Source organism: Sphingobacterium spiritivorum (assembly GCF_016724845.1).
In the GTDB taxonomy this organism is placed as follows: Bacteria; Bacteroidota; Bacteroidia; order Sphingobacteriales; family Sphingobacteriaceae; genus Sphingobacterium; species Sphingobacterium spiritivorum_A.
In genome coordinates this window covers 1,969,835-1,983,836 of the sequence record NZ_CP068082.1, presented here as the reverse complement: position 1 = coordinate 1,983,836, position 14,002 = coordinate 1,969,835, and the positions used below count along the sequence as shown (strand labels likewise).

The following is a 14,002-nucleotide window of genomic DNA, read 5'->3' as shown; positions in this document are numbered from 1 at the left end:
GTTGTAAGTTAGTGATTTTCAGAATTGTATATAAAAAATAAAATTTTGTTCAACGGGCAGTGATTATATCTTGAAAAAAATAATACATTCGCTTATACATTCTACATATGCCCGCAATATTTGATATATTACCTACTCCTGCAGAGTCACCATGGTCATATACTCTGGTACCTGTGATTATTATCTGTAGCATTATCGGGTTTTACTATAAACCGTTTTTTTATAAACTGCTCCTGCACCCGTATGAAATATGCCGGGGCAAAAGGTGGCATACCTTATTTACCTCGGCATTAGTGCACAGAAGCTGGATACACCTTCTTGTCAATGTGGTATTGATCTATGCCCTTTTATATGACCTGTTTGGGTTGATAAAGCAAGAATACGGGACGAATGCAGCATATTTACTTTCTATTTTGATTATCATATGCTTAGTTGTTATCCCAAATCTTTTTCAAACCTATATCAAAAAAGATGACTTTACATATACAGCTGTAGGTGCTTCCGGATTAACTTTTGGCTTATACGGGTTCAGCTTTTTGTACTTTCCTCTTCAAAAAATGAGTAGTTTCTGGATAGAAGCAATCAAAGTAAGCGCACAATTTTGGTTAGCGGTACTTATTGTTATTCTACTGCTGAGCTTTGTCCCTAAAAGTAAAGTTAATAAGGGGCTACATATTTTTGCTTTTTTGTTAGGATCAGTATTGGCATTTTGTGTCAGGCCACCGGCTTTTTTAGAATTTATAAATTCATTTAAATCTGTTTTTCAATAGGTTATCCTATTGAAAAAGCCATTTTGAAATGATATCCCACAAATCTTCTTGTTTAGGATCATTTCTGGATCCGCCATTGATATTGATTTGTTCCTCTAGTGTTAATTCTTTTAATTCAGCCTGAGATTCTGTTGTTTTTTTTTCTAAATTATTCATAGCATTTTGGGTTATTTAAATATTTAAACCAAAGCTAGATCTAGATCAGAGGAGCTACCACAACCCTGAGTTGTATGTTATAACTTAGCGTTGTAACTGAAGTTTTTCTTATAACCGTAGGTTATAATTTTTTATATTATTATATTTATGGCAGAATTAATTGGTAACGGATATGGAAATTGGAGAATACATTCGTATCAAGAGAGAAAACTTAAAAGTATCTCAGGAAGCTGTGGCATTTAAATTAGATATGTCCCAGGCAGCTTATTCTAAAATTGAAAGAGGGGAGACCAAAGTAAAAGTCGATCAGGTTTATAAAATCGCCCACCTTTTCGGTATTAGTGTGTATGAGCTGTTGCCGCCATCCCTCGCAAGTGATGTTACAAGAGAGAACACATTTGGTTTGATTTGGTATGCAATCAAATGGTCCTTTTACAAAATTAAAGGGCTGGTAAAAGGTTGATTTTCTTTATTTAATTTCCATTTTTGAACTAATTGTCCATATTCATGCAGATCTGATTCCCTGATGTGGATGATTCGGCTATTCGTTTATTTTATACAGCTGTATAACTACCCAACCGGATACTGATTAGGTAGAATAGCTTCTGATGGCGTATTTATTTTATATTTCCCTTCCACCTTATTCAGCTATTATTTTCTTTCCTGCTGTTTGATAATCCCTGCACATGCCCTGATTATTTTTTAGTAATTTCGTATAATGGCTAAAAGTAAATCAGCATATTTCTGTCAAAACTGTGGGTATGAATCCCCGAAATGGTTAGGTCAATGTCCGTCCTGTAAACAATGGAACTCATTTGTAGAAGAAGTGGTCGAAAAGGGTAATTCCAAAGTGCCCGAATGGCGGAGTACGACCACGGCTTCTGTATCCAAACGGGCGAATAAAGCTGCAATTATACACGAAATTGTTTATCAGGATGAGTCCCGGATATTGACCCCTGATCAGGAGTTCAACAGAGTACTGGGTGGAGGAATCGTACCCGGATCATTAGTGCTGATAGGAGGAGAGCCGGGTATAGGAAAATCTACATTGATGTTGCAGCTGGCACTTTCCATTCCTCAGGTGAAAACCCTTTATATTTCGGGTGAGGAGAGTGAACAGCAGATCAAAATGCGGGCAGAGCGCCTTTCCCAGTCTTCAAAGGCCAATTGTTATATACTGACAGAGACATCTACACAAAATATATTTAAACAGATAGAAGCTGTACAGCCGGATGTTATTGTGATAGATTCCATTCAGACCTTACATTCTTCACAGATTGAATCTGCTCCGGGATCTGTATCTCAGGTAAGAGAATGTACGGCTGAACTTCTTCGGTTTGCAAAAGAGACCAGTACTCCTGTATTTATCGTCGGTCATATCACTAAAGACGGATCTATTGCAGGCCCAAAGGTATTGGAGCATATGGTTGATACTGTTCTGCAGTTTGAAGGAGATCGTCATCATGTCTACAGAATTCTTCGGGCGGTAAAGAATCGGTTCGGATCTGCATCTGAACTTGGTATCTATGAGATGCAGGGTTCGGGTTTGAGAGAAGTTTCTAACCCGTCTGAGATTATGATTTCTCAGCGGGATGCACCTGTGAGCGGTGTTTCTATTGCTGCGATGCTTGAAGGGATGCGCCCGATGATGATAGAGGTGCAGGCTTTGGTGAGCAATTCGGCATTCGGTACCGCACAGCGATCTTCTACAGGATACGATACGAAGCGGTTAAATATGCTGCTGGCTGTTCTTGAAAAACGCTTTGGCTTTCGTCTGAGTGCACAGGATGTCTTCCTGAATATTGCCGGCGGTTTACGTGTAGAAGATCCCGCTATCGATCTTGCTGTGATTGTTGCGATTATCTCTTCACAACAGGATATGCCGATAAAAACAACGATTGCTTTTGCCGGAGAAGTAGGACTGTCCGGAGAAATACGGGCAGTAAACCGAATTGAGCAACGCATAGCTGAAGCAGAAAAACTGGGTTTTGAAGGAATTTTTATATCCAAATTCAATATAAAAGGTCTTGACCCGAAAAAGTATAATATTGCAATCCGGCCTATGGCCACATTAGAGGATATTTTCCGGGCCTTATTTGGTTAACGGAAAGTAGAGTCTTAGCAGACGTAGTCATGCTGATCCCAAATCAACTGCAGAGTATATCCCTGTATAATACAATAGCCCCTGAATCAAATTTCAGGGGCTATTGTATTTTATTGTTTCAAAGTTCTTGTATCTGTCTATTTAAGTACTTCTGCCAGTTTCCTGTCCAGCGCTTCTTTATGCAGATTCCGGGCTATTATTTTGCCGTTCGGATCGATAAGGACATTCTGCGGAATAGCTTTTACGCCATATAATGTTCCTACATCATTTTGCCAGCGCTTCAGATCTGATACATGTCTCCAGTGTCTTTTATCCGCATGTATAGCTTTGGTCCATGCTGCTTTATCTTTGTCAAATGAGATTCCCAGGATTTCGAACTTATCGCTCTTGAATTTTTCATAGGTAGCGACCAGATCAGGACTTTCTACACGACAATCCGGACACCATGATGCCCAGAAATCTAACAAGACATATTTACCTCTGAAATCTTTTAGTTTAACGGGATTGCCGGTCGTGTCATTTTGAGTAAATTCAGGAGCTTGTTTTCCGACTGCAACCGTAGATAACACCCGTAAATAGTCCTGAAATTCTTTTCCTTCTTTAGATTTCTTTACGTTTTTACTCAGTCCGTTGTAGAGTTCCTGCATCTCCTTATAATCCGGATCATATCCACCCACTCTCCTCAAAGAGATCAGACTGGATACGGAGTCCGGATAGGCTTTGACCAGATCTATATATTCCTGCTTGGTAAGTTCCTTCTTTTGTGATCCCTGCTGTCCGAAAGCGAGTATCGGAAGTGCAAGAAGAAGGTATAGGCATATTTTTTTCATGTGCTGATTTGTTTTCTACAAATATAAAGTAATCTATTAAACTAGTCGAGTAATATTATTGTCATATAATGATTTTAGAATTCAACTGAAGATTATTTATTCTTAACAATCTTTAACAGAATAATAAGATTTGCACAATTATATTTGCTTTTTAACCTAATAATCAATACAACTTGTCGACCAATACTTTACGGATGAAAAATATTCTCTCTTTTTTATGTTTAATGCTTCTCTCTTTCTCCTTGTCAGCTCAGATTAAAGGTGTAGTAACCGATCAGACAGGAAGGCCGCTTCCTTCCGTATCCGTGTTTGTACAAAACAGTACCTCCGGAACATCGACCAATATGTTGGGACAATACGAGCTGAAAGTGTCCAAAGATGAGAAGAATCGTACCCTTGTTTTTCAAAATCTCGGTTATAAGACACAGATCGTGTCGGTGCAGATAAACGAGCAGCCCCATATTATGAATGTGCGATTGGAAGCAGAGGAGAGGCAGATCGGGGAAGTCGTCGTGACTATGAAAGGAGAGGATCCTGCGGTGCGGATTATACGGCAGGCAATTGCAGAACGTCAGGTTAATGCAGAAAAAAATGATAAATATACAGCGGACTTCTATTCAAAGGGACTGCTTAGAGTAAAGAAGCTACCCAAAAAAATACTTGGACAAAAGATTGACGATGATGAGCTGGCATTAGATACATCCCGTACAGGTGTTGTATACCTTTCTGAAACGGTGTCTGAGATTAGTTTTCAGAAACCAGACAAGATAAAAGAACATATTATCGCATCCAAAGTGAGTGGGGATGATAAAGGATTCAGCTTCAATACGGCTTACGGAACAAATTTCGATTTCTATGCAAACAATGTGACACTGGGATCAAGTATTGTATCTCCATTGGCTAATGCAGCATTCTCCTATTATAAATTTAAAAGGGAAAATGTTATTGATGTGGAACCGAAGATGCGGGTTCATAAGATAAAAGTAACTCCTGTGCGTGAATCCGAACCGGTCGTCAAAGGTTATATTTATATTGTGGACGGAAGCTGGGAAATATATGGGGTAGATTTTATTATTAAAGGTTCACAGATGAATCAGCCAATTATTGATACGTTGCATCTGATACAGCAGTATGCCTATAATGCCCGGGATCAAAAGTGGTCGAAGATGCTGCAAACCATAGAGTTCCAGATCAGTATATTGGGGATCGCATTCGACGGGCGGTACATACATAATTTTTCGAATTACAATTACGTCAATGCTTTTGAAAAGAAGACATTTACCAATGTCATAGCTAAGATAGATCCGTTGGCAAATAAAAAAGGAAATGATTACTGGGAAAAGTACAGACCTGTACCGCTGACAGCTGAGGAGTCCGCTGATTATAGTAAGAAAGACAGTATTCAGCAGGTCAGAAATTCACCCCGGTATATCGATTCTCTGGATAGAAAAAATAATCAGTTTAAACCTCTGGATTTGTTGATCGGTTATACCTATCGGCAAACACCGGATCATTTTGTATTCCGGTACCGCGGTTTATCCAACCTCTTGTCTACGAGTTTCAATACCGTGCAGGGATGGAACTTTAATGCAGGATTTTCAGCAGCAAAAGGGGAGGTTGATAAAGGTAAATACAGTATGGGTGAGATCTCTTTCAACTATGGACTCGCTGATGAGCAGCTGCGTGTGAAAGGGAAGCTTTTACATCGTTTTAATACACAGACTTACGATATTCTGACACTGGAAGGCGGTCGGTCTGTAGAGCAGTTTAATCATTCGGAGCCGATTGATCCGGTTTTTAATATGGCCTATTCCTTGTTTTCAAGGAGGAATTACATGAAGATTTATCAAAAAGATTTTGCTAAAATCTCCTATTCCCGAAATCTGATAGATCAGATCGCTGGATCTGTATCTCTGGAGTATGCGGATAGAAGATCCTTGTTTAACAATACAGATTATTCTTTTGCCGGAAGAGAACATGAGTATACATCCAACAACCCTTTATTGCCGGGGGATAATACTGTTCCGGTGTTTGATCCCCATCATTTATTTAAATATAATATTACGGCACGTATACGACCGGGTGTAAAGATTATTGAACGACCGGATGAACGACTGTCGATTCAGGATCCTACTTTTCCTACCCTTTTAATAGGTTGGGAACAGGCTTTTGGGGCTTCCGAGCAGAAGTATGAATATCAGCTTATAAAGGGCAGACTGACACAGGATTTTGATTTTAACAATAAAGGACTTTTCGGTATCGCACTGAATGCAGGTAAATTCTTTAATGCTTCGGGGATTGGATTTGCCGATTTCAGGCATTTCAATGGTAATGAGACAAATGTAGAGCGGGCTTCGCGGTATCTTAATAATTTTCTGATGTTGCCTTACTATACGCGCAGTACCAATGATGCCTATTTTGAGATACATGCGGAACATAATTTTAAGGGCTACGTCATGAATAAGGTGCCTGTATTAAATATGTTGAAGTGGAATCTGATTTTAGGTTATCATCAACTTGCTGTTCCGAGATTCAAACCATATCATGAATTTACGGCAGGATTTGACAATGTTGGATTTGGTAAGTACAGAATTTTTCGGGTAGACTATGTCCGCAAGTTGCAGGGAGCATCTGCTGAAAACGGATTTATGATCAGTATCAAATTGTTGAATATGCTTAAATAAAAAGGCTCCTTTCTTTTGATCGGATAATTCTGGAATAATCTACTATATTAGTGGATATTTATCAGTCTTTTCATATGTCCATTGATATATCATCTAAACTACCGAATGTAGGAACCACCATTTTTACAAGAATGTCTGCTTTGGCACAGCAATACGGTGCATTGAATCTTTCTCAGGGATTTCCGGATTATGCTCCGGATCCTCAGTTGCTGGCGCTGGTCGAGCAGGCCATGCAGGATGGCCATCATCAATATGCTTTGATGACCGGAGTTCCGCTGTTAAGGGAGCGAATTGCTTTTAAAGTTGAACAACTCTATCAGGTTAACGTTGATCCCGCAGAAGAAATTACAGTGACAGCAGGTGGCACACAAGCGATATTTACCGCTATAGCGTCTGCGATAAGCCCGGGAGATGAAGTCATCATATTTGAACCGGCATACGACTGTTATAAACCTACAATAGAACTCTTTGGTGGTAAAGTCCGTGCGGTACGTTTGTTCGCTCCGGATTTTCAGATAGATTGGCAGTATGTGAAAGAACTGGTGACGGATAAGACTAAAATGATCATTATCAATAATCCTAACAATCCAACCGGAAGAGTCCTTCAGCCTGCAGATCTTACAGCCCTTTGTCATATAGTCGAGGGGACAGATATCCTCATCATCAGTGATGAGGTGTATGAGCATATAGTATATGATGGAGGAGCTATCCATTCCCTTCTGGAATATGAGCAATTGCGGAGACGAAGTTTTATCATTGCTTCTTTTGGCAAATTGTTGCATACTACAGGTTGGAAAGTCGGATATTGCATCGCTCCTGAGGGGATGACAAAAGAATTTCGTAAGGTACATCAGTTTAATGTATTCAGTGTAAATACGCCGATGCAGTATGCTATTGCAAAATATCTGGAGGATCCGCAGACGTATTTGTCCTTACCTTCATTCTTTCAGCAAAAAAGAGATTTTATGGCTGAAGGGCTGAAAGACACGGGTTTTGATGTGATTCCTTCTCAGGGTACTTATTTTTTAAATGTTTGTTACAGCAGAATCTCAGAACTCCCGGAAGAGGAGTTTGCGGTTCAGTTGACGAAAGATAACGGAATAGCCATGATTCCTGTATCCGCTTTCTATTCTGCTCCGGTCAATCAGCAAGTATTACGTATATGCTTTGCCAAGAAAACGGAAACATTATCCAAAGCCCTTGATTTACTGAGGAATATTCGCTAATTTTTAATTTAAATATGTTGCTCAAACGATTGTTTAAGGGCAAAAAACGACATAACCGACAAAATCTTGCAAAAAAGCGCAAACATGCTGTGGTTAAACCGTAGAAATTATTAAATTTGCTATTCACCTTATCTAATACTCTATATCTAAAATGGCTAGATTAAATTTGTTGGAAGAGACACGCTTCGAAAAAGTTCCAGTAAGTGTGTACCCTGACCAGGATACGGCATCAAAAGTTGTTGCCAAACGTATCGCTGATATTATCCGGGCTAAGCAAGAGAATGGCGAACAGGCTGTTCTTGGACTGGCAACAGGTGCTACTCCTGTAAAAGTGTATGCGGAATTGATCCGTCTGCATAAGGAGGAGGGATTGAGTTTCAAAAATGTAGTAACGTTTAACTTGGACGAATACTACCCGATGCAACCAGATGCTGCGCAGAGCTATGTGACATTTATGAATAATAAATTATTTGATCATGTAGACATCGACAAAGCAAACATCAATATACCTGATGGTACGCTGGATGCAAAAGATGTACAGGCATTCTGTGCAGCTTACGAGCAAAAAATTACGGATTGCGGAGGTCTTGATATTCAGATTCTGGGTATTGGGCGTACAGGTCACATTGGTTTCAATGAGCCTGGTTCAGCTCCGAATTCGGGAACACGTCTGGTTACATTGGATGATCTGACACGCCGCGATGCGTCAAGAGATTTTGGTGGTAAAGATAATGTGCCCCGCAAAGCGATCACCATGGGTGTAGGTACGATCTTCAAAGCCAGAGAGATTATTCTGATGGCATGGAGCGGAAATAAAGCTGAAATCATTAAAAAGGCTGTTGAAGGTGAAATTTCTTCAGAAATTCCGGCTACTTACCTGCAGTTATCTGATAATGTAGAGTTTATTCTGGATACAGATGCTGCTTCATTACTGACTCGTTTTGACAGACCCTGGTTAGCAGAAGATGTAGAGTGGACACCCGAACTGACTAAGAAAGCAGTTGTTTGGCTGGCTTTAGAAGTGAAAAAACCAATCTTAAAACTTCAGGAAGAAGATTATAACAGTCACGGAATGGCTAAGCTGGTAACAGAAGAAGGTCCTGCTTATACCATCAATATCCGTATTTTTAATGAACTGCAGCACACCATTACCGGATGGCCGGGTGGTAAACCTAATGTAGATGATTCTCAACGTCCGGAGCGTGCTAATCCGGCAAAGAAAACATCTATTGTATTCTCTCCGCACCCGGATGATGATGTTATCTCTATGGGAGGAACATTTATCCGTCTTGCGGATCAGGGACATGATGTGCATGTAGCTTATCAGACCAGTGGTAACACGGCTGTATGGGATGATGATGTCGTGAGATACCTGGAATTTGCAGAGGATTTTGCAAATGAAATGGGTATTGATGCAAGTAAAATCAAAGCTTTATATGATGAAAGCCGTGATATCTTCGCCAGTAAAAAACCAAATCAGATTGATACAGACATTGTTCGTAAGATAAAAGCATTAATCCGTAAGGGTGAGGCAATCGCTGGAGCTCGTTTTGTTGGTCTTCCGGCATCAAATATTCATTTTCAGGATCTTCCGTTTTACGACAGACAGAAATTTTCTAAGAATGTATCTTTTGAAGATGATATCGTTCAGACGATGGAACTGTTACGTAAGGTAAAACCTCATCAGATTTTTGCTGCGGGTGACTTTGCCGATCCGCATGGTACACACCGGATTTGTTTTGACATTATTCTGGAAGCCGTAAAAAGATTACGTCAGACTGATGAGTGGACGAAAGATTGCTGGTTGTGGCTATACCGTGGAGCATGGCACGAATTTCCGATCCATGAGATCGAAATGGCTGTTCCGCTATCTCCGCAGGAAGTATACCGCAAACGACTGGCTATATTCAAACACCAGTCGCAGAAAGATCTTCCGGTTTTCCCGGGTGATGATCCGCGTGAATTCTGGGTGCGTGCAGAAGATCGTACAAGTGAAACGGCTTCACTTTATGACCAGTTAGGTCTTGCAGATTACGAGGCGATTGAAGCTTTTGTAAGATGGAAATTCGATTAATCGATTTATAAGTATACTAAATAACGGCTCCTTTTGCAAAAAGGGAGCCGTTTTCATTATACAAGGCCAAGTTCCGTGATGGCTATTATTTCATTATAGAAAAGAATAAGGGAATACCGGATAGTATTCGGGACGTAGCCGAAGAATTTTTTGAAAGCATTTGTAAAATGACTGGCATGCTTGTATCCCAGTTGATGACTGATAAAGCTGATGGTCAGTTCCCGTTCTTTCAGCAGGTGCTGCGCCTTTTGCATCTTACATTCAGAAATAAAACTAAAGATGGTCTTGCCATAGTACTGTTTGAAATGCTGCTTAAGGTATTGAACATTCGTGCCAACTTCTCTTGCTAAATGTTGAATAGTAAAATTCTTATTCAGGTTAGTTTCAATAATATACTTTACTTTTTTGATCTTTTCAATATCAGTCTCCCGTAATTCAGCCGGTTTTGACAATACCATGCGCTGGATACCATCCATCAGTGAAGATAGGATATAAAGGGATTTGGATTTATAGAACGCTGGTAAAAGAGTATGAGTAGCCTGTACCCGGATAAGATCGACAGCTTTAATATAAGTTCTGGAAGCGACTTCGGTTTCCGTTTTTTCAACTTTGCGGATTCCCGCATCTATATGGAGAATATTTTGGTCTGTGATGTCCATATGTTTCAGGTAAGAAGGCTTGTATAATAAGGTAAGGCATTGTGCATCCGGATGCCTGGAACTTACTTTTATATGCGTATTGTCGAGCCGAATGATCGTGCTGTCTCTTTCTTTCAGGATCAGTTTGTGATTTCCGGCGGATAATGAACATCCTTCTTTTATAGCTATCACCACCAGATAACCCTCGTGCTCAGGAACAAGCTCATATGTAGTATACGGGTTGATCAATCTGATACCGTAATCCGGGTGATCATAATTAAGTGTACGTTTTTTCGTATTAAGCAATTTCATCTTTAAAGAAATTTCCGATGTTATAAGTCTTATTTCCTATTGCGTTATTCGGTGATTTAGATTAACTCTATCTTCGTGCATTATTTATTTAGACTGAATCTAAATCAAATATAGAAAATTTTATACTTATTCAATTTAAAATATTAAGATATGTTAAAAAAATACTTTTCAATCTTATTACTTGTATGGGTGTCGATGTACGCGACTGAGTCATCTGCGCAGACACATATTACATTGGAAGGGCGTATTCTGGATCAGAAAAGTGATGAACCTATCAGTGGTGTATCGGTTTCAGTGAAGGAAAATCCGCGTTCAGGAAGTGTAATTACAGGTTCTCAGGGTTCCTTCCGGATCCGGGCACATCGCGGACAGACATTAGTTATTTCTCATATTGGTTACATGGCTGCAGAGGCTGTGGTTAACACGAGTCAGTCTGATCTTATATTTCGTTTAACGGAAGATCCGCATGTGCTTAGCGAGGTCCTTGTAACAGGAGCTTTAGGTATTAAAAGACAATCCAGAGAACTGGGAACATCTGCACAATCGGTCAGCAATGAAGAGCTTAATCTAGGTAAAGTGGTTAATCCTTTACTGGCTCTATCAAGTAAGGTTGCAGGATTGAGAGTGAATGCTACGGATCTCACAACAGGTAAAACAGATCCGGGTATTCAGATCCGATTGAGAGGAACACGCTCGCTGAACAGATCTAAAAATGATCCGTTATATGTTGTGGATGGTGTTCCTTTGCCGGATATTACCCGTATTAATCCAAATGATATACAGGATATCACGGTGCTTAAGGGCGCAAATGCCGCTGCTTTGTACGGATCTGAAGGTGTCAACGGTGCTATTATGATCACGACGAAATCAGGGCGATCGGAGAGAGGGCAGATCAATTTCAGTAACAGTACCACGTTTTCAAATGTGTTTTTATTGCCTCCGGCGCAGACTGTATTCGGACAGGGACAGAATGGTGTATACAGCCCTGTCGCCAACGAGTCATGGGGAGATAAATTTAATGGTGAAACGAGAGACTTCGGTTTACCGATCAACGGAGTGCAGCCAACAAAAGTGTATTCTGCTCCGTCAAAAGATAACCGCTTAGGTTTCTTTGATACCGGGATTACTGCTCAGAATGATTTGTCCTTTTCCGGCGGAGACGAAAAGGGTTCATATTTTGTGTCTTTACAGGATGTGCGTATAAAAGGAGTAATTCCGGGAGATAAATCCAGCCGTACAGGTGCCAGATTTAACGGATCCCGTCGTTTTAACAAGCTGAATACTTCATTTAATATGAATTATGTATTCTTTAAGAACAATACAACAAGTGACGGTCCCTGGTTATCGGTCTATACACAGCCTGCCAATATCGATTATAAAGAAGCAAGAAACTGGGAAGACCCGGCTTCTCCCAATCATCCGCTGAACTGGTATAATCCGGTAGCAAGTACAAGAAATCCGATTTTTATGGCGGATAATAATAGAAATATGTATGATCAGCATACTTTAAATTCAAAACTGGAATTCAATTACGAGTTTACAGACTGGTTTGATGCGACGTACAGAACAGGTCTCTATTTCCAGTCTGAGCCGGGAAGGGTCACTAACCGCAAGTTAGTATCAAATGTTGCTACACGAAATATCAATGGTTCGGTAAATGATACACATCGCGGATTCACAAGGTTCAATAATGACCTGATTTTGAATTTTCACAAAAACTTCGGGGATTTTTCTACTAAATTATTAGTAGGACAGAATGTACGCATGGATGATTCCAAGCAGATCAACGTAAGCGCGGCAAATTTATTGTTTGAAGATATATTCAACCAGGGCTCAAGAACAGGAGAGCTGACCGGCGGATCTACTATAACGAAATATCGTTCACTGGCAACTTACGGTGAGTTTACAGCGGGATACAGAAATTATTTGTTTTTGACTTTAACAGGTAGAAATGATCAGGTATCCGTATTGGATCCGAATAATAACAGCTACTTCTCTCCGGGGATCAGTTCATCATTTGTGTTTACAGATGCGATAGAAAGCCTTAAGAATAGCAGCATACTAAGTTATGGCCGGATTTATACCTCTTATAACAAGACCGGTAATGTTACCTTAGATCCTTACAGATTAAACCTGACGTACAGTCAGACCGGTGGGTTTCCATTTGGTAGCCTGGTGGGATTTACTCCCTCCTTATCGGAACCGAATTTATTAATCAAACCTGAATTTGTAAAATCATTTGAGGTGGGAACCCAACTCGCATTCTTTAATGACAGATTACGTACGGATATAGCCTATGCGTATTCGGATTCTGACGGACAGATTTTCAATGCCGGGATATCGAGTGCTACAGGATTCAATTCTACTATTGTCAATGCCGGGCAGATAATTAATAAGACACTTGAGGTCATGATTAATGGTACTGCTATTAAAAATAGAGATGTAAGATTGGAGTTCGGAGTTAATTTCAGTTATACGGATACCAAAGCGAAAAATCTATATGCAGGTAATGAGTTTAATATTTTCAGACAGGCATATGCTATTAAAGGAGAGCAATACCCGACCCTTCGTATGACCGATTTTATGAAGGAGAACGGAAAGATTGTACTGGATAAAGACGGGAATGTTATTCCATCCAAAGATGAGAAAATATTAGGCACAATGGTGCCTCCTTATCTGTTTGGATTTAATACCAAATTCAGTTATAAATCTCTGACAGTAGGATTTCAGATCGATTCGAGGTTAGGCAGCTGGATGTATTCTGAAGTTGTACCTCGTATGTATGCTGCCGGTACCCATCCGGAGACAGTGAAATATGACAGACAGCCGTTTATTATGCCAAACTCTATGGTTAGGCTGGCGGACGGATCTATTGTTGAGAATACGAATGTATACTCTAAAGGAGATAAGGCCTGGTGGACTGCTTATGGAAATATTCAGACAACCACTGCAGCAAAAGGTGATTATTTAAAGCTAAGAGAGCTTTATATCGGATATGACTTGCCTGAAAAATGGTTGACAGGGCAGAAGCTGATTAAAAAGGCTAGCATTGGATTTGTCGGAAATAACCTGTTTATCATCAGACATTCTTCCAATACAATCGGTGATCCTGAAGCACTGTATAATCAAACAGACGGATACAACAGTTTCAGACAGATTCCTTCAGCAAGATCAATGGGCTTTAATGTTAACATGACTTTTTAATAAC

General features: G+C 40.0%; 10 protein-coding genes. 7 read left to right on the top strand and 3 right to left on the bottom strand.

Annotated elements, in window-relative coordinates; translation table 11 throughout:
* Positions 1 to 107: 107 nt before the first annotated feature.
* Positions 108 to 770, top strand: a complete 663-nt coding sequence (locus I6J03_RS08305) for a rhomboid family intramembrane serine protease (RefSeq protein ID WP_003009267.1) — start codon at positions 108 to 110, stop codon at positions 768 to 770.
* A 6-nt stretch (positions 771 to 776) separates the two neighbouring features.
* On the opposite strand, the gene I6J03_RS08300 is transcribed toward I6J03_RS08305, so the two are convergent.
* The gene (locus tag I6J03_RS08300) at positions 777 to 926 is read right to left on the bottom strand and encodes a hypothetical protein (RefSeq protein ID WP_003009266.1); all 150 of its coding nucleotides are present in this window, start codon (positions 924 to 926) and stop codon (positions 777 to 779) included.
* Between the two features lie 172 nt (positions 927 to 1,098).
* Between I6J03_RS08300 and I6J03_RS08295 the strand changes: the two genes are divergently transcribed.
* A complete protein-coding gene (locus tag I6J03_RS08295) occupies positions 1,099 to 1,389 on the top strand; it encodes a helix-turn-helix domain-containing protein (RefSeq protein WP_003009263.1) in 291 nt (96 codons plus the stop codon).
* Between the two features lie 255 nt (positions 1,390 to 1,644).
* On the top strand, positions 1,645 to 3,030 hold the full coding sequence (gene radA / locus I6J03_RS08290) for a DNA repair protein RadA (RefSeq protein WP_003009262.1): 1,386 nt from the start codon (positions 1,645 to 1,647) through the stop codon (positions 3,028 to 3,030).
* A gap of 137 nt (positions 3,031 to 3,167) precedes the next feature.
* On the opposite strand, the gene I6J03_RS08285 is transcribed toward radA, so the two are convergent.
* Entirely contained in the window at positions 3,168 to 3,860 is a 693-nt protein-coding gene (locus I6J03_RS08285; RefSeq protein WP_003009260.1) for a TlpA family protein disulfide reductase, read from the bottom strand.
* A gap of 194 nt (positions 3,861 to 4,054) precedes the next feature.
* Here I6J03_RS08285 and I6J03_RS08280 point away from each other — a divergent pair, with 194 nt between their 5' ends.
* From I6J03_RS08280 to nagB, 3 genes are all read left to right on the top strand, one after another.
* Positions 4,055 to 6,544 carry a DUF5686 and carboxypeptidase regulatory-like domain-containing protein gene (locus I6J03_RS08280; protein WP_003009258.1) on the top strand — a complete coding sequence of 830 codons (2,490 nt, stop codon included), beginning with the start codon at positions 4,055 to 4,057 and terminating at the stop codon, positions 6,542 to 6,544.
* 74 nt (positions 6,545 to 6,618) lie between these two features.
* Positions 6,619 to 7,770: a methionine aminotransferase gene (locus tag I6J03_RS08275; protein WP_003009255.1), complete on the top strand. Its 1,152-nt coding sequence runs from the start codon at positions 6,619 to 6,621 to the stop codon at positions 7,768 to 7,770.
* A 151-nt stretch (positions 7,771 to 7,921) separates the two neighbouring features.
* Complete coding sequence (nagB, locus tag I6J03_RS08270; protein ID WP_201694299.1) at positions 7,922 to 9,844, top strand: glucosamine-6-phosphate deaminase; 1,923 nt, start codon at positions 7,922 to 7,924, stop codon at positions 9,842 to 9,844.
* Between the two features lie 56 nt (positions 9,845 to 9,900).
* Here the strand turns inward: nagB and I6J03_RS08265 are convergent, their stop codons facing one another.
* Positions 9,901 to 10,794: a helix-turn-helix domain-containing protein gene (locus I6J03_RS08265; RefSeq protein WP_003009250.1), complete on the bottom strand. Its 894-nt coding sequence runs from the start codon at positions 10,792 to 10,794 to the stop codon at positions 9,901 to 9,903.
* A gap of 150 nt (positions 10,795 to 10,944) precedes the next feature.
* Between I6J03_RS08265 and I6J03_RS08260 the strand changes: the two genes are divergently transcribed.
* Positions 10,945 to 13,998, top strand: coding sequence for a SusC/RagA family TonB-linked outer membrane protein (locus I6J03_RS08260; RefSeq protein WP_003009248.1), 3,054 nt, complete (start codon positions 10,945 to 10,947; stop codon positions 13,996 to 13,998).
* The last annotated feature ends 4 nt before the right edge of the window (positions 13,999 to 14,002 follow it).

Coding starts and splice junctions, on each gene's coding strand:
- I6J03_RS08280 (WP_003009258.1), top strand. CDS start 4,055: ATGAAAAATATTCTCTCTTTTTTATGTTTAATGCTTCTCTCTTTCTCC.
- I6J03_RS08265 (WP_003009250.1), bottom strand. CDS start 10,794: ATGAAATTGCTTAATACGAAAAAACGTACACTTAATTATGATCACCCG.
- I6J03_RS08260 (WP_003009248.1), top strand. CDS start 10,945: ATGTTAAAAAAATACTTTTCAATCTTATTACTTGTATGGGTGTCGATG.
- I6J03_RS08275 (WP_003009255.1), top strand. CDS start 6,619: ATGTCCATTGATATATCATCTAAACTACCGAATGTAGGAACCACCATT.
- I6J03_RS08295 (WP_003009263.1), top strand. CDS start 1,099: ATGGAAATTGGAGAATACATTCGTATCAAGAGAGAAAACTTAAAAGTA.
- I6J03_RS08305 (WP_003009267.1), top strand. CDS start 108: ATGCCCGCAATATTTGATATATTACCTACTCCTGCAGAGTCACCATGG.
- I6J03_RS08300 (WP_003009266.1), bottom strand. CDS start 926: ATGAATAATTTAGAAAAAAAAACAACAGAATCTCAGGCTGAATTAAAA.
- radA (WP_003009262.1), top strand. CDS start 1,645: ATGGCTAAAAGTAAATCAGCATATTTCTGTCAAAACTGTGGGTATGAA.
- I6J03_RS08285 (WP_003009260.1), bottom strand. CDS start 3,860: ATGAAAAAAATATGCCTATACCTTCTTCTTGCACTTCCGATACTCGCT.
- nagB (WP_201694299.1), top strand. CDS start 7,922: ATGGCTAGATTAAATTTGTTGGAAGAGACACGCTTCGAAAAAGTTCCA.